This window comes from Flavobacterium jumunjinense, from assembly GCF_021650975.2.
Taxonomy (GTDB): Bacteria; Bacteroidota; Bacteroidia; order Flavobacteriales; family Flavobacteriaceae; genus Flavobacterium; species Flavobacterium jumunjinense.
The window spans coordinates 483,779-505,200 of record NZ_CP091285.1 but is presented as its reverse complement, the minus strand read 5'-3'; the positions used below and the strand labels follow the sequence as shown (position 1 = coordinate 505,200).

Annotated in this window: 17 protein-coding genes; 6 read left to right on the top strand and 11 right to left on the bottom strand. The window is 32.4% G+C overall.

Annotation, left to right across the window (positions count from 1 at the left end; translation table 11 throughout):
* Window positions 1-88: 88 nt before the first annotated feature.
* Window positions 89-448, top strand: a complete 360-nt coding sequence (locus L2Z92_RS02535; RefSeq protein WP_236457288.1) for a helix-turn-helix domain-containing protein — start codon at window positions 89-91, stop codon at window positions 446-448.
* Between the two features lie 497 nt (window positions 449-945).
* Here L2Z92_RS02535 and L2Z92_RS02530 read toward each other — a convergent pair whose 3' ends face one another.
* The 11 genes from L2Z92_RS02530 to L2Z92_RS02480 all read right to left on the bottom strand — a co-directional run bounded on the left by L2Z92_RS02530 (window position 946) and on the right by L2Z92_RS02480 (window position 14,931).
* Window positions 946-1,371, bottom strand: coding sequence for a hypothetical protein (locus L2Z92_RS02530; RefSeq protein WP_236457287.1), 426 nt, complete (start codon window positions 1,369-1,371; stop codon window positions 946-948).
* On the bottom strand, window positions 1,361-4,774 hold the full coding sequence (locus L2Z92_RS02525; RefSeq protein WP_236457286.1) for a DUF6443 domain-containing protein: 3,414 nt from the start codon (window positions 4,772-4,774) through the stop codon (window positions 1,361-1,363). The genes L2Z92_RS02530 and L2Z92_RS02525 overlap by 11 nt, the downstream gene beginning before the upstream one ends.
* Window positions 4,775-5,115: 341 nt before the next feature.
* Window positions 5,116-5,535, bottom strand: a complete 420-nt coding sequence (locus L2Z92_RS02520; RefSeq protein ID WP_236457285.1) for an endonuclease domain-containing protein — start codon at window positions 5,533-5,535, stop codon at window positions 5,116-5,118.
* Window positions 5,536-5,725: 190 nt separating this feature from the next.
* On the bottom strand, window positions 5,726-9,142 hold the full coding sequence (locus tag L2Z92_RS02515) for a hypothetical protein (protein ID WP_236457284.1): 3,417 nt from the start codon (window positions 9,140-9,142) through the stop codon (window positions 5,726-5,728).
* A 25-nt stretch (window positions 9,143-9,167) separates the two neighbouring features.
* Entirely contained in the window at window positions 9,168-10,799 is a 1,632-nt protein-coding gene (locus L2Z92_RS02510; protein WP_236457283.1) for a T9SS type A sorting domain-containing protein, read from the bottom strand.
* A gap of 763 nt (window positions 10,800-11,562) precedes the next feature.
* Window positions 11,563-11,964, bottom strand: coding sequence for a hypothetical protein (locus L2Z92_RS02505; protein ID WP_236457282.1), 402 nt, complete (start codon window positions 11,962-11,964; stop codon window positions 11,563-11,565).
* A 390-nt stretch (window positions 11,965-12,354) separates the two neighbouring features.
* Window positions 12,355-12,591: a hypothetical protein gene (locus L2Z92_RS02500; protein ID WP_236457281.1), complete on the bottom strand. Its 237-nt coding sequence runs from the start codon at window positions 12,589-12,591 to the stop codon at window positions 12,355-12,357.
* Between the two features lie 33 nt (window positions 12,592-12,624).
* Window positions 12,625-13,062, bottom strand: a complete 438-nt coding sequence (locus L2Z92_RS02495) for a hypothetical protein (RefSeq protein WP_236457280.1) — start codon at window positions 13,060-13,062, stop codon at window positions 12,625-12,627.
* 158 nt (window positions 13,063-13,220) lie between these two features.
* On the bottom strand, window positions 13,221-13,661 hold the full coding sequence (locus tag L2Z92_RS02490; RefSeq protein WP_236457279.1) for a hypothetical protein: 441 nt from the start codon (window positions 13,659-13,661) through the stop codon (window positions 13,221-13,223).
* 139 nt (window positions 13,662-13,800) lie between these two features.
* On the bottom strand, window positions 13,801-14,274 hold the full coding sequence (locus tag L2Z92_RS02485) for a hypothetical protein (protein ID WP_236457278.1): 474 nt from the start codon (window positions 14,272-14,274) through the stop codon (window positions 13,801-13,803).
* Between the two features lie 141 nt (window positions 14,275-14,415).
* A complete protein-coding gene (locus L2Z92_RS02480) occupies window positions 14,416-14,931 on the bottom strand; it encodes a hypothetical protein (RefSeq protein WP_236457277.1) in 516 nt (171 codons plus the stop codon).
* A gap of 564 nt (window positions 14,932-15,495) precedes the next feature.
* Here L2Z92_RS02480 and L2Z92_RS02475 point away from each other — a divergent pair.
* The 5 genes from L2Z92_RS02475 (at window position 15,496) to L2Z92_RS02455 (ending at window position 21,422) form a co-directional block, all read left to right on the top strand.
* Window positions 15,496-15,990 (top strand): rhodanese-like domain-containing protein, encoded by a 495-nt coding sequence (locus L2Z92_RS02475; RefSeq protein ID WP_236457276.1) that lies wholly within the window; start codon window positions 15,496-15,498, stop codon window positions 15,988-15,990.
* 3 nt (window positions 15,991-15,993) lie between these two features.
* The gene (locus L2Z92_RS02470) at window positions 15,994-16,329 is read left to right on the top strand and encodes an arsenosugar biosynthesis-associated peroxidase-like protein (RefSeq protein WP_236457275.1); all 336 of its coding nucleotides are present in this window, start codon (window positions 15,994-15,996) and stop codon (window positions 16,327-16,329) included.
* 92 nt (window positions 16,330-16,421) lie between these two features.
* Window positions 16,422-17,474, top strand: coding sequence for an arsenosugar biosynthesis radical SAM (seleno)protein ArsS (gene arsS / locus L2Z92_RS02465; protein WP_236457274.1), 1,053 nt, complete (start codon window positions 16,422-16,424; stop codon window positions 17,472-17,474).
* A gap of 9 nt (window positions 17,475-17,483) precedes the next feature.
* Entirely contained in the window at window positions 17,484-18,173 is a 690-nt protein-coding gene (locus tag L2Z92_RS02460; RefSeq protein ID WP_236457273.1) for a TIGR04282 family arsenosugar biosynthesis glycosyltransferase, read from the top strand.
* Window positions 18,174-18,230: 57 nt separating this feature from the next.
* The gene (locus tag L2Z92_RS02455) at window positions 18,231-21,422 is read left to right on the top strand and encodes a SusC/RagA family TonB-linked outer membrane protein (RefSeq protein WP_236457272.1); all 3,192 of its coding nucleotides are present in this window, start codon (window positions 18,231-18,233) and stop codon (window positions 21,420-21,422) included.

The window sequence follows — 21,422 nt, the reverse complement described above, 5'->3', positions numbered from 1 at the left end:
TTATATTGTTACATATTTATTTCTTATTTTTTTACATATTGCTTAATTGTTGCTATTTTGTAACTTTGTAGTGTCAAAAAGAAAGATTATGGATATTGCAGAACAAATAAAGAAGATTAGAAAAGAAAAAGGGTTTTCTCAACAAGATGTTGCAGATAAGCTTTCAATGAATAGAGTGCAATATAATCGCATAGAAACAGGAAAGAGTGATCCAACAATGAATATTCTACAAAGAATTGCAGATGTTTTAGAAATTGAAGTTGTGCAATTTTTTGAAGCTAAAAAGAATAATAAAGAAATTCATTCTATTGATGAGCCTACTTTACAAAGAGCAAAATTATTAGATGAATTAGATGAAATACAAAAAAGTTCTATTTGCACTATGATAGATACTGCTATTGCAAATAAAAGACTTAAAGAAGCTTTGAGTAATGCAATGAATATATAAAACAGCAAAACCACTCCTTTTTACAGAGTGGTTTTTGCTTTTTTATTATTTGCTACGAGGTCAGGAGACCATCGTAGAGCTATTCGTTTTCATTAGAACTCCTCGAAGAGCTGGGGAGACCATCGTAGAGCATCACGGTTTCATAAGAACACCTCGAAGAGCTGGTTTTTGATTAATTATTAAATATTATTTCTAAGTTTAAGATTGCTTTACTAACTAGCTTCTGCTTTAACAACGCTTTCTTATTCTTAAAAACAAATTACTTGAATATGTTTTGTATTTCCTTACGGCAAACCGTAGTCTTAAAAATGTAAAGATGTAATATGTTTTTTTACTACTGTTTTTAATAATCTTTTTCTATAAAACAACAAAAGCACCCTTTTTTACAAGAGTGCTTTTTGCTTTTTTATTTATAGCTCAAAGTGAGGACACTTTGCGCAGCTGGTGTGACCATCGTAGAGCATCACGGTTTCATGAGAACACTTAGCCGAGCTGGGTTAATTCCATGTTTCCCAAAAAGGTGGTGGGTTGTTTAATTCTCCTAAAATAATTGCTAAAATAATTGAACCGAACAATGAAATTATAATATAAATACCTGCAATAAAGTTTAATCTTTTAATTTTGTATTGTTCTTTACTACGCAAAGCATCTTCAATCTCGACTATGTTTATGTGTTTGTTATATCTAATAACTATAAAAAGTAAAATAGGTAATGAGATAAATAAAGTATACCATTTATTTTCAAAAAGCAATAAATTGAAAAAATATTGTATTGAAATCAAAGCCGCAATGCCATTTAAAGATAAACATGCTACTGTTAAAGCTTGACCTGAAAATTCATTTAAGTCTTTTTCATATCTCCTATAAAAAGAATAACAGTTGTAGTAAACCACATCTATGAAGTATATTTTTCTATTTTCCATCTATTTGTTTTTCAATGATTTCTCCTATGCTTGTGTCAAATGTTACAGCCAAAACAAAATTAGATATAAAATAAACTCCTGCAATAGCTTGTCCAACTCCAGTTGGAGAAAGAGCTAAAACTGCCATTGTTGTATCTAATCCATTTGATATATTTAATCCATTATTTGCAATGTCATAAACAGCTAAACCGACTCCAACAGCTCCTAAGGTTCTTCCTGTTATTTTGAGAGTTTTGGATAATTTACCTATAGTTGCTGTATTATAATTTCCTAAAGGAACATAAATTTTTTTGCTTAAAATTACCTTTTCAAAAACAACATTTGAAGTATGGCCTGAATATAATTGAGAAGCATATCTTGTTCCGCTTAAATAAGCAGCCTCTAGTGGTTTTTGAATGATTTTAGATTTTCCAGAAAGACTTCTGAACATCAATGATATTTGATGATAATCTGCACCTGAACTTGCTTTTGATTTCCCTGTCACAACAACTTCATTAAGTGGATAAGTAGGGTCTCCATTATTATCCCAGACTACACCATTATTAGGGTCTGTATATGTAGGTCCAATGTATTCATAATCATTAGGTAGGATAGTGTTTTTGTTTACATTTGGATCAAAAATAACATTACCTCTATTGTCACGGTAGTAATCTGAAATTTTGTTGTTTTCTATAAACTCGCTTAAGCCAGAAGGGTCATTAAAATAAAGAGGGTTGTTTAGAGCAAAACGATAGGGAGTTATTGAATGTGTGAATTCACTAAGTTTGTCTATTGAATTAAACCTACCAATAGCAGGATCATATTGACGATAATCCATAGCGGTAACATTAAGCCCTAATTCACTTTGCCACTCCTGTCCGTTGTATTTATAGTTATAATTAGGTTGTTGATTATTAGAATTATACCCTTCATGTTTCAGTCCAAATGGGTAGTAATGACTTTCTTCTAAGATTTCATCGGCTTGAATACTATCGTTACCGTCAATGTCCGAATAGCTCACTCTAACATTACCTAAATGATCGGTGTAATTGAAAACGTAACTGTAAGCACCTGCTGTGTTTTTAACATAGCCTTCTGCTTGTGGAAAAAATTGCAATACATTGTTTTTGTATTGAAATCCACCTGCGAGATAATTGGTATTGGTTGTTGTTGTGTTTTCGATCACTATTTTGCTTACTTTTTGTCCTGTTGCATTGTAAATATATTCAATTCTATTGGTTCCTACAACTATTTTTGTTGGTAAATTAAGATGATTATATTGTATGTTAGTAATGCCTTTGTTGTTGTCTTTGGTCATGTTTCCATTGGCATCATAGAAAAAGTCATTGTCGGTATTGGTTCCGTCTTTAAAGCCTTGTGGCGAATTGGAACTGTCGTCTACTTTTACCAATTGGTTTTTAATATTGGTATCGTAAGTGTATACTAAGTTATCGATATTTGGACTATATCCAGGGTCATTTACAGTTCCAAATCGGTTTAATGTTTTAATGTTTCCATTTTTATCGTAAGTTAAAGCTTCTTTATAATCGTTTAGTGCTGTTACTTCTCCTACTTTAGAATAGTTCGCGTCTAACAATCGATTTAAACCATCATAGGTGTATTCGTATTTTCTTAGTTTATTATCGCTACTGGTTTTCCAGTAGGTCTCGGCTATGTTTCCGTTGAACAAGGCTTTCGAAGCATCAGTTGGGTTTTCATAGCTAATTTTAAAAGCAAATAAATCGGTACCTATATTGTCTACATCATTAATGGCTTTCAGCCATCCTCTAATGTTGTAAGTGTAATCTACTTTTTGTAGTCCATTAGCAGTTGCGTTAACATCTTCACCGCCTACGTTTTTGCTAATCAACTGTCCTAGTTCGTCGTAGGTGTTTTTGCTAATTAATTGCTCTGGCAGACTGTTAATTTGCTGTTTGTGTAGCGTTAAACGGTCTTGAGCAGAGTAGGAGAAACGATCGGTAATTGTTGTTGTTGAACCGTTGGTGTCATATTTATGCTTAGTAATGGTATATTCTGTTTTTCCAGCCCAATCGAGTTTGCTATCTACTTCGGTAAAACCACCTAAATAGTTGTCGGTATGACTGCGTATGGGTCTGTAACGATCGTCGTAAACAGTATATGATACTTCGGAAGCGTTTGGATTGTTTACATCTAACACTTTTACCCAAGAACCTGTTGGTAGTCCTTTTAACTTACTCGCTGTTGCAACCGTGTTTTGTCCTTCAATTTGTGTTGGAAGTGGTACTGTTAAGAAATCATAATTGTCATAGTAGTTTTTGGTTAATATGTCATTGGCATTTAAAGCAAAAGTATTTACTCCCGCAGTAATGCTATTTTGATTGCTTTTTCTGTAGTTTTGTGAAACGGGCATTTGTTTCCAACCGGTTTGTGTTACTCTTCCAAAGGTGTCATATTCGGTAACCATCCAGCCAATAGTTGCTCCTCCATAGGGTGTGAAAGCGGGTCCTGTAGCTACAGGTCGGTCTAGTTTGTCATAGATAATAAACTCCCATTGTTTTCCGGGTAATTTTTTTTCTACTAAACGGTTACGATAATCGTATTTGTATTGGTAATATAAGCCATCTATATCGGACCAAGTGATGGATTGACTTGGTTCTGATAGTGGTGGAGCAACATATGTTAAATTACCAAATTGGTCGTAGATGTAGTAGGTTTCATGGGGATCTCCGTTATTATAAGCGCGTTTTAGTACCACTTGACCTTCTTTGTTTTTGTACTCTTCGGTAGTGTTATTTTTACCTGATGTCCAATTTTCATCTTTAGTAATGGTCTTATATAACTCATCAACTTGATAATAACCGTTATCATGAATAGATGTGTTAAATAATCCTAATGTTGCATTCCAGGTAGCTGTAGCGTAAAAAAGCCTAACTTGGTCGTTTGTTGTATTGGTTTGGTAATCGAATTTAATTTCTTTACCGCTTCCCATTGCCCAAGCGTCTCCAGGAGCTGCTTGCTTGAAGACACGTCCTAAAGGAGAAGGTTCTAGTTCTTTTTTACTAAAAGGATTGGTTGTTCCACCGTTGTAGGAACTATAAAAAGTACTTAATTCGGTAAGGGTTGTTGCCCCATCGGTATAGTTTAAACTAGGGGTTTTATTTGGAAAGGGTAAATATTCTTCAATTTGTCTTCCAAAGTTATCATAGGCTATGTGGGTAACTATGTCTTTCCCTGTGTTGGATTGTTGGTGTGCAATTTGTTGAATGGGTCTTCCAAGTCCGTCAAAGTAACTCACTTGTACGTTAGCAACGCTTACATCGGGACTGGTTATAGCCGATGTAGTGGCTTGCTTGTAAGTTTTGCTTTTCACCCAGTTTTGATCTTGACTTTGGCTTAAAGCAAGAATTGGGATAAGGGTTAGTATGTATACTATTTTTTTCATAAATAATAATTTATCTCATTTATTAAACACCCCGCCTTTCAGGCACCCCTCTAAGAGAGGGGAATTGAATGCTGTGTGTTTTTATTTTTGCGTTTTGCTGTTCTATTGTTTTTTTAAACACCCCGCCTTTCAGGCACCCCTCTAAGAGAGGGGAATTGAATGCTGTGTGTTTTTATTTTTGCGTTTTGCTGTTCTATTGTGTTTTTAAACACCCCGCCTTTCAGGCACCCCTCTGAGAGAGGGGAATTGAACGCTGTGTGTTTTTATTTTTGCGTTTTGTTGTTCTACTATGTTTTTATTCCCCTCCTTTGGAGGGGTGCCCATCGGGCGGGGTGGTTTACTTAATTACACCCGTATTTTTCAATAATAAAATGTTCTAATTCTTTCATAACGTTGTCTAAATCGTGTAGTATTCTAAAATTTGTGGTTTTAAAAATAAGTACACCTTGAGATAGCATATAGTTTTCTCTTTTTAAATCATAGTTTTCTTTATTATTGTGGCTTTCACCATCTATTTCAATAACAAGTCCTAGCTTTTTTATATAAAAGTCAACGATATAGTTTCCTATAATTTTTTGTCTATCAAAATCAATTCCCCAAAAACTTTTGTTTCTAACTTGTTTCCAAAACACAACTTCGGCAAAATTATATCCTTTTCTAAGGGACTTTGCTCTGTTTTTTAATTCAGGATTATAAGGAAGTTTTAGAACATTTTCTTTAATGGATTTGTCGTTTATTTTGGCTGTTATTTTTGTTTGCATGGCTTGTATTTTTTAAACACCTCGTCTTTCGGATGCTTTTCTGTTTTTTATTGTATTCTATTTTTAACCACCCCGCCTTTCAGGCACCCCTCCATGGGAGGGGAATTGAACGTTGTGTGTTTTATTTTTCTATCATGTTTTTAACCACTCCGTCCTTCGGACACCCCTCCAAAGGAGGGGAAGGGTTGGATTAATTTTTATAATGATATTCGTTCTCACTTAAAATATTTTCGTTTTTATCTTTTACAAATTGTAAACGATTAAAATTATCATAATGATAGGTGATTTTATCTCCTTTAGGATCGGTTACAGTGCTTAGACCAATGAGCGGTTTGTGTGTGTAGGTAGTAACCATTGCATTGGGTAAAGCAACTCGTAAAGCATCTAATGCAGTAATTAAATTGCCTTCATTGGTACCATTAGAAAGTGTTTGCAAATTGGCTACATAACTTTGCACTTGTGCATAGGTTGCGTTTTCTATTTTTGCAATAGGTAGGGTTTTGTTATAGCCCCAAATGTAGCAAATAGGGTGTCCGCCTTCTTGTTGCACTTCTAGAGGATTACCATTTGTATTATCTAGTACATTATATTTCACTCTTGTTTCTGTAATAGCACTTCCTTTGGCTGTTTTTACTTCTTTAGGAGCTAAAATGCCATTGCCCCAGTCTTTGTAAATGGTCTTTTGTTCGGCTAGTTTTTCAGTACCTTTAAAGGACTGCGTAACTAATGGTGTGCCTATTTTGTGCTGGTTTTTTAAACCTTGTACAACTGGTTCTGTTGCTGTTTCTGGATCCATCGGATAGAAAAACGTACTTTTTAAGGTTTCGTTGTTAGAATTGGTAACCCATTGTTCTTTTAAAAGATTATGAATAGGACTATTGTATTTGTATTCTGTTTTTGTTTCAAAAATTCCTGTTGGAAGGTGTTCTTTTTCGGTTACCGATTTTACATTCATAACACCGCCTCCAATGTAGTAGTGTTTGAATTTGTAGATTTTACCATTATGTCCAAAATCAATATCAGGTACTGTAGTAGATAGCATAAAAGGTTTTACAAAAGAATAATAATATTCTTTAGGTGTGCTCTGTTGGTTTAAGATTGTAACATTATTTGCTGATGATGGATAGCCATCAACAGTAGGATCTATCCAACCACTACCCACATAATTTGGGATGTTATAATTTGTTATAATTTCTTTTATAAGAGAAAAATCAGTAGGACTATTTTGTTTGTAATATTTAACTTCTAGGGGTTTCCCTCTTAGCCATTCATTATCGGTCTGCGGAATTAAAGGGTAATTATAGAATTGACCTTCATTTACATACTTAGTAAATTTATATTCTATTTTGTGTGTTTCATTAGGCGATTCAATAAACTCTGTTACTTCAGAATAGCCTGCATGATTTTTTGGTGTTGGATGTAAATAATTAACAGATAGTCCTATAATAGGAACATCTGTATTTGGGAGTGTACCATGACTTACACGCAAATCTTCAAAACCAAAAAGTAAACCACTTGAAGTTGTAATGCCAAATGAATCATAAGGCTCTTTTTTATTGTATTCATATCTTTTTTTTGTTTGGTTTCCATTATTATCTACTGTTATAATTTCTTTTACTCTATTTCCACCAATAATCATTTTTTCACTAGAAGGGATTACTTCTTCTCTCCAGTGCATTGCCATAGTAAATTCATTAAATGCACCTTGTTTTTCTTTAATACGTTGCGCTTTTAACGTGTAAGCGCCTGCTTCTGTAGATCGAATCAAATCAAAAGCAGGAAAGTTAAAAGGAATTGGTGGATTCAAATTACTAGCATTGGAAGGGACTAATTGTAAATTAAAAGGTAAGCCAGTATCTGGATTACTTCCTGGATCTCCCATCTCTAAACCAAAACCAGATTGATTGCTACCATAAATATAGGTTGAGTTTCCAACGAATGCGTTAGGGTATCTGCGTTTTACGAAAAACAATGGAGTTTCATAGGTTTGTAGATACCAAGGTGTGCCTGGAGGACTTGTTTTGAAATCATCTGACTCGAAAAAATTCACCGACTTAGGGATCGTTGGGTTACTGAATAAATTATACGTGTCTGTCATAAAAAGAGGCGTCTTACATTCGTTAGCTTCATAAGTATATTCAGAATAGCCTTTGGTAGGGTAAATTACTTTTTTTAACAAACCAGCTTGCATTAGTATTGGATTTACTTCCCTTCCTCCATTTAGCGCATATTCTAAACGATTTGGAATTGCGGTGTTTGATGGGAAATAAGATATCCCATTGCTCATTCCATTATAAAAACCCCACCAATCGATAGCATTTGAAAAACGATTGGGTAAAATAATATCAGAATATACAAACTCATAGGGATTAAGACTTACTCCTTCTTTAGTTTGCTGTACCGATTTTAAAAATAGGCGTTTTTTAGGTTCGTTTTGATAAAAAGCGAGTGTGTTTGAAATATCGTTACTCTCTATGTATTCAAAATTAAGTTTGTGAGAGGTGATCAAATTGTCTTTTTTGTCATACACATTGACAAACTCCATAGCTCGTGGTGAAATACTACTTAAGGTACTTGGTGGTCCCATGTCTAATCTTGCAGCAGTTGCAGAGACGAACTCTACTTTTCCATTTTTAAACTCTATTTTTCTTAAAAAGCGTTGCAAACCATTCACTTGACCATACATAGACACAAGTGGGATAGATTGCACGTCTCCTGAGTCGACACTAGGAGGTCCCTGGCTTAATGGTCCATCAAACATGCGTTTTTTATATTTCAATTGCTCAAAATCATAGGTAAAAGTCACGATATTACCATTAGTATCTATGATTTCTAATAAATCCCATTTAATGCGGGTTTCTCCTCCAGTAGCGTTTCCAGTATATAATTCTCCTGTTTTAAAGTTATAATACTCAGTTGCAATTTGTTCGCTTTTTTCAATCCCAGTAATGGTCTTTAGTTTGTTTTTTCCGAAATAATAAGCCGTGCCTTGAGTATCGGTTATGATGAAGCCGTCCATTAATGTCCCATTCCAAATAACTTCTATTTTTAAATCTTCAAAACTTTGAAAAACAGGTAGTTTTGTTGTTTGGTCAAAAAAGAATTTACCTGATAAACCTCCACAATTAAAACTAAACAAATCGGGTTCTAAGTCGCATGTAGTTTGAGGGTTACTGAAATACAAGTCGTGAAAAGCAATTAATTTTGCTCGATCATTTACGATATTGTCAAAATTAAAATAGCCAAATTGACTGTTTGGATTCAGGTAATTGAATTCATCGACTTTGTCTTTTACTTCTCTAACAATAGCACCGCCCGCTTGTAAATTCCAACCGAGTCCAAATCGGGTAGCAATTTCGTCGACACGTATTCCTTGTGCGTTATAGCTTAGTCCAACAGGGACAGAAATGTTTCCTGAATTGATGTTGTATATAGGGATGTTAATAGTGGGTATTCCAGTATAATGAGAAACAGGAATATCAATCTGTTTTTGAAAAGCATAAGCTTCTGGTGTGGGTAGATCAAAAGAGGGTAATTGAACAGAATTTTGTTGTCCAAACCCTAATATTCCAATCAATGCAATACCTAGCAGTTTTGTTATTTTCATTGTATGTCTTTTAATTTTTCAATTTTTATTTTTTAATCACTTTCACGCTTCCGTGCTGGGTGTTGGTTCTAATTTCTACCAGATAAATGCCTTGTGGTAGTGTGTCCACTTCCATAGGAACGGTATGTTCGCCATTAATTTCGGTAGTTTGTAAACTTCTACCATTTAGATCGTATAGGGTTGCAGTTCCTTTATCGTAGTCGAAGTTGACAATTACATTGGTGAAACTCTTTGCTGGGTTAGGAACAGCTTCTACTGTTATTTTTGTTTTTTCTTCTTTTTCTTTGTCTCTTAGTTTCACAACCCAAAAATCGTCACCTCCTTTGGTGCTGTTTTTGTCTCGTGATACTTTTCCGTTAGAAGTTCCTGCTAAAAGATAGCCACCATCTCTGGTTTCTAATAGTTTTTTCATTACTTCATCGCCTTTGCTACCTACAGTTTGTGTCCATATTTCTTCTCCATCGGCATTAATTTTTAAAGCAATATAATCGTTGATGCCTTCTTTGTCGGATGGTAAACTTTTAATTTTTGACTTTTGACTTTTGGCTTGTGCTTCACTCTGTGCATAACCACCAATTAAAAAAGTACCATCAGCGTTTTCTACAATAGAAGTTAAAATGTCGGTTTTGCCATAATGATAGGTTTCTTGCCAATCTATTGTTCCTTTTTCATCGAGTTTAATCACCCAAAAGTCGGTGCCTTCTTTGTTCGATTTTGTTTTAGAATGGGTAGCGCTAGAATTAGAATTTCCACCCAGAATATAACCACCGTCTTTGGTTTGCGATAGTGTAAATAAGTTATCATCTTTATCGCCACCAAAAGTGCGCTGCCAAGTAATAGTGCCTTCTTCATCGAGTTTTACAATCCAATAATCGCCCATGCCGAAATTGGCTTCGGTTTTGTCTCCAGAAATTGGCGAATTAGAATAACCTCCTAAAATATAACCTCCATCTGTGGTTTGTTGAATGCTTTTTAGTTCATCGGCATAAAGTCCTCCAATGGTTTTTTGCCAAATAATTTTTCCGTCTTTATCTAGTTTTACAACCCAATAATCCATGTTTCCTCTCGAATCTTCGGTTTTACCATACAAGTCTTCGGTTCCTTCTGCATTTTTATCGGATTTGTCTGAACTTGAAGTGCCTCCTAAAATATAGCCACCGTCTTTGGTAGGAGCAATGCTTAAAAGACGTTCCATTCCGCTCCCTCCAATGGTTTTTTGCCAAAGTTCTTGTCCTTTTGCGTTGAGTTTAATTACCCAAAAATCTTCTAGTCCTTTGTTAAAGTCTTTTTTGTCGATTCCTTTATCAGAAGACGATGTGCCTCCAAGAATAAAGCCTCCATCGTGTGTAATGGCAATGCTTTGTAATAGGTCTACTTTGTTACCACCAAAACTTTTTTGCCAATCCATATTGCCGTGTTCATCCATTTTCCAAAGCCAGTAATCCAAATCGCCTTTGTTTTTTTCTTCTTTATTTCCGTTTTTATCAGAAATAGAACTTCCCGCAAGAATAAACCCATAGTCGGGTGTTGCAATGGCATCATAAAGATATTCGGCATGTTTTCCGCCATAGGATTTTTCCCAAAGGATGTCTTGGGCAGACAAGTAGGGCGCGAAGCATAATAATGCGACCGTACTGATTTTCAATTTGCTATACATAGATGTAAAAGTTAATTAGCGAGTAATAGGCTACAAAGCTAGATGATTATTGTTTGCGTGTCAATGCGTATTTATACGTAATTTTCATGTTTTTTGGCTGTTTTTTTTCGTAGAAATACGTACGTATTTCTACGAACTCCTTTATATTGAGTATGAAAAAAGACAAAAGCTTGGGAACAGTATTGAATTTTTGAGTATCATTTTGGTTAAAGCTGTTTTAATATATTTTATAGTTATACGTTATTGAAAAGTAAAAAGTTACAAAATTGTAAGATTTTATTTCGTTTGTAAAAATAATTAGAACAATGCAATTTCCTACTATAAAAAAGCAAGTTGTACACGGAATTCAGGAATGTCGTGTTGTTTTTTTAAAAATACTTGTGATTTTTTTTGCTTTCAGAAACAATTTGTCACAGTTTTTGTGATATTGTTGATTTAAAAATAGAGAATGCCACACTTTTTGTGACGAAGTGAAATAAATAAATACGTTTGTCACAGCAATTTTGAAGTAGAATAGTATACCCACAGCAAAAAAAATGCCAAGGTTTAGTTTTGCTTTTAATGTGTTTGGTTTAATTCCTCATTGCTTTTGTTATATATGAAGGTGTCGAAGCCAAGAATTTTTTCTTTTTTTAAAGAATGATTCCCCGCAAAGCTGTTTAATGATATTTTAGAGATATAATAATTAGAGTTTATTCTTTTGAAGTTGATATGGAAAAACATTTCCACGCTACCATTGCGTTGAGATATCCGATCCATCGGTTTAATCGTAACTAATTGGATACTTTTTTAATTCTATTAAACACCCTTTACCATCAAAATGGAATAGGTATGAAATGCCTGCATTATATCTTCTCCAAGTTTCATATTCACTTTTATTTGGGAGATTTAAATACTCTTCTCTTTTAAAGAAAATGTCAAGCATAATATAATTATCTACTAAACCTGTATTAAATACAATATAATTACTTTCTTCTTTTAAAGTACCTATATGATTCAGTATTATATTTTCATTATTAACTTCTTCTTGACTCTCAACTCCAAATCTTTTTAAATTCAGAGCTATTTTTTCTTTAGAGTAGAATAATTTAGGCAATGGAATTTCTTCTTTCTTAAAATCCAAAAAGTAATATATATCAGTTTCTAAGGATTGTTTGATTTGCATATCTATTAAAGAACTTTTGCTACAATCTTGGGCAGATGAACAAGAAAAAATAAGGCTATATAATATTATTAAAAATGATTTCATCTATATAAAATTTAGAAACTAATAATTTTCCCTGTTGACGGTGCTGTAAATCTAGGTCTTGTTTTTTGGATCATCTACTGAACATGTTTTTAAAACTCATAATGTTGTGCAAGAGCATTGGTATTGCTTAAGTTATACAAATTATTGTAACCTTTGTGTTTTAATCCGAAAGTATAATAGTTGTTTTCTTTAATACAGTTGCTAACAGTATTAGGGATTAAAAATATGACTTAATCTTGTTTTTTGCTAAAATCTTTTTATTTGATTACCACGAGAAATGATTTGTATACGAACAGAGATCATGAGCTACTTTTCTTCTTTATTAGGTGAAGCAATAAAAATTTCATAGGCTTTGAAAATAATAAATATAGCATATGGAATAATTAAATTATTATTAAAGATATCTTTAAAATTTTTAATTTCAACCTGTTGTAAAAATAGTATAATTATAGAGTTAATTATCAAACCTACAACAAGGGATAGTATTACAATTTTTAAAAATGTATATGTTTTTTTTGTGTTCTCTTCCTCTTTGTTTTTCATAATATTCTCTCCTCTTTTTTTGAGTGTTTTGTTTTATTGTTCAAACTTCTTTGTACCATTGTTAAATTCAATTTCAATTTTTTTGTTTTTTTTAGAAATATATATAAATTTATAGTTTTTCATTTGCTCTTCATTTATATATAAAGGTTTATTAATATCCTGAAAATAAATTTTCAATTGAGATTTTCTGTTTACTATAAATGTTTTTGCAATACCATATATGCGCCGATTACCAGTAGTTATAACAGAATCAAACTTTATTGTATCATTTTGATATAATTTAATTCTATAATCATTAAATGACTTTGTAAATGTTAAAAATGACTCATCATACTTCATATTGTCGGCATTTATTTTATTTAATTTCTCAATATTATCATATTCATCTACAGGTATGTATGTAAATGTGTATTTGCTACAAGAAATAAATGTTACAAAAAGTGTTGTATAAATAATTGTTCTTAAATTCATTGTTGTTGTTTAAAAAATGTTTCTTTAGTATTACAACTCAAAATTATAATAAAAAGCAAGTAATAATATATATTATTCATTAAAGCTCATGTTTTGGAATTATTTTTCCTGTTAATGGATGTCTAACTGTTTTGTAGTGGTTAACAATTTACGAATTGTTAGAAGTCTACTTCAATAATTGTATTATCAATTAATTCATAATTTTCAATTTTCTTCAAAGAGATTATTTCATTATTTTTCACAAATAGAAGTAATGACCAAGTTTTAGAATCAGGAATAAAAAACACTTCGTTTAATTCCGTATTGCTTTTGTTATATATGAAAGTGTCGAAGCCAAGAATTTTTTCTTTTTTAAAAGAATGATTCCCTGTAAAGCTGTTTAATGATATTTTAGAGATATAATAATTAGAGTTTATTCTTTTTAAGTTGATATGGAAAAACACACCCTTGCTGGAATTAGTTCTATTTAGTTGCTCTTTTTTGACGATTGTTGAAATTACATTTTCAATTAATCCAATCTCAGATTTCGTAGTCATATTGCTACTAGATTTACAAGAATACAATACTGAAATAAATAGAAGAAAGAGTGTTTTTTTCATAAATAAGAAATTATTGTTTTCTGTAAAGTCTTTGGTCTTTTAAAAATAAGGTATCTAGTCATAAAGCAGATGTTTTACTTGTTATTTGTAGTAGTCGATGACCTAGTATTGCACATTTTAGGCATTTTAAATTTCATTCTTAGTTTATAATTTTAAATAAGGTTTCAGTTTTTACAATTGTATTTTCTGTTATTTTATATAGAAAAAGAAGACTTTCGGGGCTAAATTTTTTGCTGCGTACTTCTATTATAATTTGATTCTCAACTACGTTTGAAAAATACAAAATAAGAGTATTTTTTTTATCACTCTTCTGTTTCAAATATGCTTCTTCAATTGTAAGATCAGTAAAAAGCCAATTATCAGTTTTGCAATACTCAGTCTCAGTTTTACTCAGTTTAATTGAATAAAAATGAAAAGCACTCTCACAAAAAGGAGACAAGAAATGGGGAATGTCAAAATTTATTCTTTTTATATTATTTTTTTTAACGTAATCTTTTAATTCTTTCGATTCTTTTATTTCTAATATAATTTGGTCATACTGTTCACATTGAATTTGTCCATAGCCATTGTTTATTAAAAATAATAATGGGAGAAGTGCCATATAGTATTTCATATGATTTACGAAGTTGAGTTAAAATGTAGTATTGAAAATTAGAAAAATAATAATGTTTTTTGTAAAACGCTCTAGTTTGGTGGGTTTAAAATAAGATATGCGAGCTGTAATTGTTTGAATTAAATACTCGATGCTGCTTTTTTATAAATTATCATTACAAGAGATATAATACCAGTGTGAGTTTATCTTTTTAGATGTTTTTAGTTTCTCTTTCCAAAAAGGACTTTTAATATGCTCTACTTCCTTACTGTAAATATAGAACTCACATTCTGATTCATAAAAAACTATTAAATCTCCCATGTTTTTTTTATCATTATAAATTTTATAAAAGTCTAATTTATTATAATTAACTAATTTATTATTAGAAATTTCTTTTACAAAATCATAATCTGTTTTTTTAGTTTTATTATATATCATTGAGACTTTTTTTACATCACAAAAAGAAGAATCCATAATTTTATCCCTATCAAAATAGTCGTAATTTGGTAAAATATATTTTGTACTGTCATCATAAACAATAAATCTATAAATTACATTTTTACCTTCTTGCTTATTCCTAGATTCAAATTGAATGTTATAAAAATTATCTACACCAACTTTTTCTATTTTTTGTATTATGTTTTCATAATCTATTTCATCATTTTTACATGATTTCATAAATACTATTATTATAATGAGGAGAATTATTTTTGAGATTTTCATAATGTGTTTTCATTTTTAAATAATAGCTACTGTTTTACACCAATCAATTACTTCTGCTTCATCATTTGTTTTAATATAAAAAGAAGTGCAACCTTACTAATTTGAGAAATCGTTACATTGAAATGTAAAAAAAAAATCATGTTATATTAAGCTAATCTAGAAAAAAAATTAACAATTACAAAGAAAACAAAACGCTCAAAAACAATTAATGCATTTGTCTGACTTTTAAAAAGTTACTAAGCCGTATCAAAGCCGTATCAAAGCCGTATCAAAGCCGTATTAAAGCCGTATCAAAGCCGAATATAAGTTGAGTATAAGCCAAACAATAAATTTGTAAAACTAAGACAACAAAAAATACGTATATAAGTTTATCTGTAGAAAAAATGTCAGGAAGTTATTGTAACTTCGTCTAAATACTTAATAAAGATGATGCTTATTCTATGAAATTGCCTTAATGCAAACGCCAATAAATAAAAAGCGATACCATATATGGACGCTAACAAATAAATTTTCACATATATGAAAAAAATAATAACATTTCTTTTTGTTCTTGTTTTTGGTTTTGGGTTTTCTCAAAAAACAATTCCAGAAGTATTGCAAAAATACAATAAGAATACCGTTCCTTACATTACAGTTAATGAACTTAAAAACAGAAAAGGAATAGTGCTTTTAGATGCCAGAGAACAAAAGGAATACGATGTTAGTCATTTAGAAAAAGCAATCTATGTTGGACATACAAAATTCAATTCAAAATCATTCGAAAAGCAATTTCCAAACAAGCAATCTAAAATAGTAGTCTACTGCTCTTTAGGAGTTCGTAGCGAGCAAATAGGTGAAAAGCTAATAAACTTAGGATACACAAATGTAGAAAATCTTTATGGAGGTATTTTTGAATGGAAAAATCAAGATAACCTCGTGGTAGATAATAATAATGAAACGACAGAAAGTGTTCATGCCTTTTCAAAAGAATGGGGTAAATATTTAACAAAAGGAACTAAAATATATATAAAATAATTTATGGAAAAATCATATTACGATCCAAAAGACTTAAAAAAATTCGGTAAAATAGTAGAATGGAACGAAGAACTAGGAAATAGTTTTTTTGAATATTATGGAAAAGTATTTGAAGAGGGTAGCCTTTCAGCTCGTGAAAAATCATTAATAGCTTTAGCCGTTTCTCATGCAGTGCAATGTCCATATTGTATTGATGCCTATACGGGTGATGGATTAAAAAGAGGAATAACCAAAGAAGAAATGATGGAAGCGGTTCATGTTACTGCAGCAATAAAAGGAGGAGCAGCATTAGTACATGGAGTACAAATGATGAACAAATACAATAAACTATCAATGTAGTTTTCTGTTTGTGTAAAATAGCTAACTTTTAATGTGAAATAGCTATCTTAACTTTGTACTAATTCAAGAATTTTGAAAAATAAAAAATAACTATGTTAAAATCGCTCCAATCTAAAGAAAGTCCGTTATCTAAAACAGACAAACAATTAGAAATTCTTTCTACTGGAATTTTTAGTGATGGTTCGTTGCCAACATTTGCCGATACAATTAAAAAAACCAACCAATTTCCTTTGCAACCAAAGAAAATTGAAATACTTCAAATAAACGTTGGCTATATGTGCAACCAAGTTTGTGCACATTGCCATGTAGATGCAGGTCCCGATAGAAAAGAAATCATGACCCAAGAAACAATGCTTCAAATTTTAGAAGTATTAAAAACAACAGAAGTAAATACTTTAGATTTAACTGGGGGAGCACCAGAGATGAACCCTCATTTTCGTTGGTTTGTGGAAGAAGCATCAAAAATTGGCGTAAAAGACTTTATCGTTCGGTCTAACTTAACAATTATTAGAGCCAATAAGAAATATTATGATTTACCAGATTTCTTTAAAAAGCATAATATTCACGTTGTTAGTTCTATGCCGCACTGGACTAAAGGAAAAACCGACGTGCAAAGAGGAGATGGTGTTTTCGATAAGTCAATAAAAGCATTGCAAGAATTGAATGCAGTGGGTTACGGAATGCCAGAAAGCGGATTGAAATTAGATTTAGTATACAATCCGTCGGGTGCGTTTTTACCAGGAGACCAAATGGCAATGGAAAGAGATTTTAAGAAAGCACTAAAAGAAGATTTCGATATTCAGTTTCATAATCTATTTGCTATTACAAACTTACCAATTTCTAGATTTCTAGATTATTTAATCGCATCCGATAATTATGAAGATTATATGTATGCATTAGTTGAAGCCTATAATTCTTCAGCAGTTACAAATGTAATGTGTACCAATACCGTTTCTGTAAGTTGGGATGGATGGCTGTATGATTGCGATTTCAATCAAATGCTAGGATTAAAAGTAGCTTCCAAATCGAAGCATATTTCAGAATTTAATGAAAAAGAATTAAAAGACAGAAACATTATTATTTCTCAGCATTGTTATGGCTGTACAGCAGGTGCAGGGAGTAGTTGTCAGGGAACAGTAGCGTAAAACAGAAAAATGAAAACCGAATTAAAAACAGCAATACTAATTTTTGCCCGTTCTTCCGAATGTGAAGCGAACATAAAGTCGTTTCCACAATCGAAAGAGATTTTTGATTCGTTTAATGAACATACTTTACAACTTGTTTCAAAGACTAATCTGCCCTATTATCGAATTACAGAACAAGAACAAGTTGGCGATTCTTTTGGAGAACGATTTACCAATGCAGTACAATCCATTTATGACTTAGGATATCAATCGGTAATTGTAATCGGAAACGATACACCACATTTAACCACAAAGCACCTGCGTCAAGCAGAGAAAAACCTTCATGCTAACAAAGTAGTTTTAGGAAAGGCAATAGATGGAGGTTTCTATCTTTTAGGAATTAAAAAAGACTACTTTAATGCCGAATTGTTTTTAAAACTACCTTGGCAAACCCAACAACTAAGCACCGCATTATCGAAACTGTTCCTAACCTACAAAATAGAAGTAGTTCGTTTAGAAACCTTAGTCGATATTGATGCTTTGCACGATATAAAAAGGCTTTTACAAAGCACAAAAAAGCTAGATAGTAGAATACGTTTATTATTACTAAAAATAGCGGAGGTTCTTACGTTTCTTTTTAGCCCTTTAGTCCTTTTTTATAAAGAAATACTAAAATCATATTATTACAATAAAGGCTCTCCATTTATTATATACAATTAAAATTTATTCTTTCTGAAATCAATTCAGAGCAATTAGCGTATATAATAAAAAAATAATATGAGGCAAATTTATGTTCTTTTGCTACTCACGGTGTCGTGTTTTGGCTTTTCGCAAATAAAAATAACAGGTACAATAACTAGTGCTATAGATAATAACCCCCTACCGTATGTAAGCATTGCTACGTCAACTTCAAACGGAACTACGTCAGATGAAAATGGGAAATATACAATTACTGTAAGTGCTACATCAGAACGGTTACAATTTTCTTATTTAGGCTTTCAAACGCAAACCATAACGGTTGGGAAGCAAATTATAATTAATGTTGCTCTACAAGAAGATACAGCAAATCTGCAAGAAGTAGTTGTTACAGCATTAGGGTTAAAAAGAGAATCTAAAGAATTGGGTTATGCTGTTCAATCGCTAGCATCGGATGCATTAACAGAGGTTAAAACCGTTAACTTCTTAGACAATCTTGCTGCAAAAGTTGCAGGAGTTACAATAACACAAGGGGCTACGGGTGTTGGGTCTTCTTCAAAAATAACCATTAGAGGTGAGGCTTCTTTTTCAAATAACAATCCATTGTTTGTAGTAGACGGAGTGCCAATTAATAATGAAACCATTTTTAATTTCACGAATGAAGCTGCAGCAGGATTTCAAGAAATTGACTATGGTAATGGTGCAATGGAAGTAAACCCAGACGATATAGAATCGGTCACCGTTTTGAAAGGGCCAAGTGCAGCCGCATTATATGGAACAAGAGCATCAAACGGAGTTATTGTAATAAAGACTAAAGATGGTAACAAGAAAAAAGGATTTGGAGTTAGCTTCAATACCTCTTTAACAGTAGATTCGGCTTTTCAATTACCCGATTTCCAAAATCAATACGGACAAGGGAATTCAGGACAGTTTGCCTATGTAGATGGTCTTGGTGGGGGAACCAATGATAATATAACCTATTCTTGGGGGCCTCGTTTAGATGCAGGATTGTCTGTGCCTCAATTTGATAGTCCTGTGCAATTGCCCAATGGAAGTTTTGTTCGCGGTGGAGACACTTCTTTGTACAATGGAATCGGTATCACACCAACTCCTTTCGTATCGCATGCTAATAATCTAAAAGATTTTTACAGAACAGGCACCACTACAATTAATAATATTGCTGTAACCAATGGTTTCGAAAAAGGAAATTATAGATTATCGTTTACCGACTTGCGTAGTGAAGCTATTATTCCAGGTGTAAACCTAGATCGTCAAACTATTGCCGCTAAACTAAACTTTGAACCATCTGAAAAAACAACCATTTCTACAGCTATAAATTATGTGAATTCAAGTAGCGATAATAGACCTTCAAATGGTTACGGAAGTGAAAATGTGAATTATTCCCTTGTGGCTTGGGGGCCTCGTTCTTTAGATATAAACAGTCTAAAGAATTATTGGCAACCGGGTTTAGAAGGCATGCAGCAATATTCTTTCAATTATACTTTTTTCGACAACCCTTATTTCATTTTATACGAAAATAGAAACTCGTTTGAACGTGATCGTATTTTTGGTAACCTACAAGTGCAACAAGAAATTACTAAAAACCTAAGTTTGTCTGTGCGAACAGGAATGGATTATAGTAGCGAAACGAGAAAGATGCGAAGAGCATTTAGTAGCAATCGTTTTAGAAACGGAGGTTATGCAGAACATGATGTCAAATACAGAGAAGTCAATACCGATTTTTTACTCAATTATAAAAATAAATTCAATGCAGTAAGTTTAGATGTCTCTTTCGGAGGGAATCGCTTAGACCAAAACGCATCAACCAAACAATCACAAACCGTAAATTTAGCACAACCTGGAATATATAATTTGAATAATGCCGCTTCGCCTATTGAAATATTTCAATTCGAATCTAAAAAGAGAATCAATTCGTTATACGGAATTGCGAAAGTGGGCTATAAAGATTTTTTGTTTGTAGACATAACCGCAAGAAACGATTGGTCAAGTGCTTTAGCTACTCCTTTTTCGATAGATGGTACATCTTTTTTTTACCCGTCGGTATCTTCAAGTTTTGTTGTGTCAAATGTTGTGACTTTACCTAAAGTGGTTTCATTTGCAAAACTGAGAGCGAGTATTGCGCAAGTAGGTAACGATACAAGTCCGTATCAAACATCAGGGGCTTTTGTGTCGCAAACACCTTTTAACGGGCAACCCACTTTCAGTAATCAAAACTTCATTCCAAATGCAAATTTAAAACCAGAACAAACTACTTCCTATGAAGTTGGAGCAGACGTTCGTTTTTTCAATGACCGTTTCAATGTAGATTTTACCTATTACAATGCAAATACAGAAGATCAAATTATTTCTTTGCCTATTGCCATTTCTTCGGGCTATAACCAACAAGTGGTAAATGGAGGAAAAGTGAATACACAAGGAGTCGAAATTATTTTAGGTGCTATTCCTATTAAAACGGATAATTTCAAATGGAACACAACATTTAACTTTGCGAGTAATCGTTCTGTTATTAAAGATTTACCACAAGAAGGAGGACGACTAACATTGGCTTATAGCCGAATTTATGATAGTGCAAACCAAACCGTTTGGTTTCAGGTAGAAGAAGGTGGAAAAGTAGGCGATATTTATGGAACAGGCTATTTGAAAAACGAGAACGATCAATTTTTAATAGACGCTAACGGAAAATATATTGCCGATAATAATTTAAAGAAACTAGGAAATTATATGCCCGATTTTACTTTGGGTTGGTCAAATAGCTTTACGTATAAAAACTGGAACTTAGGTTTTTTGTTCGATTGGAGACAAGGAGGAGAAGTAGTATCTAGAACGAGAGCATTAGGAAATGTTGGAGGACAATTAGCAGAAACGACTTACCGACCAGACAGCGGAATTGTAGCTCAAGGTGTAACACAATCTGGGCAGCCTAATACTATTGCTATTCCAGCAGAAACCTATTATCGTCAGTTTTATGATAGAAATCATGAAGAAAATAATATATATGATGCTTCTTTTTTAAAATTACGTCAGTTTTCAATAGGCTATTCTTTGCCAATTAAAGAAGGATTTTTAGGATTGAAAAATGGAGGTAAAGTCGATTTGTCAGTTATAGGGAATAATCTATTTGCAATTACAGAAAATCCTCATTTCGACCCTGAACAATTAGCCGTTCAAGGTAACGGATTTGTGAGTGGTGTAGAAGATATGAGCTATGCTACAACAAGAAGTATCGGTTTTAAATTGGGTTTTAATTTTTAA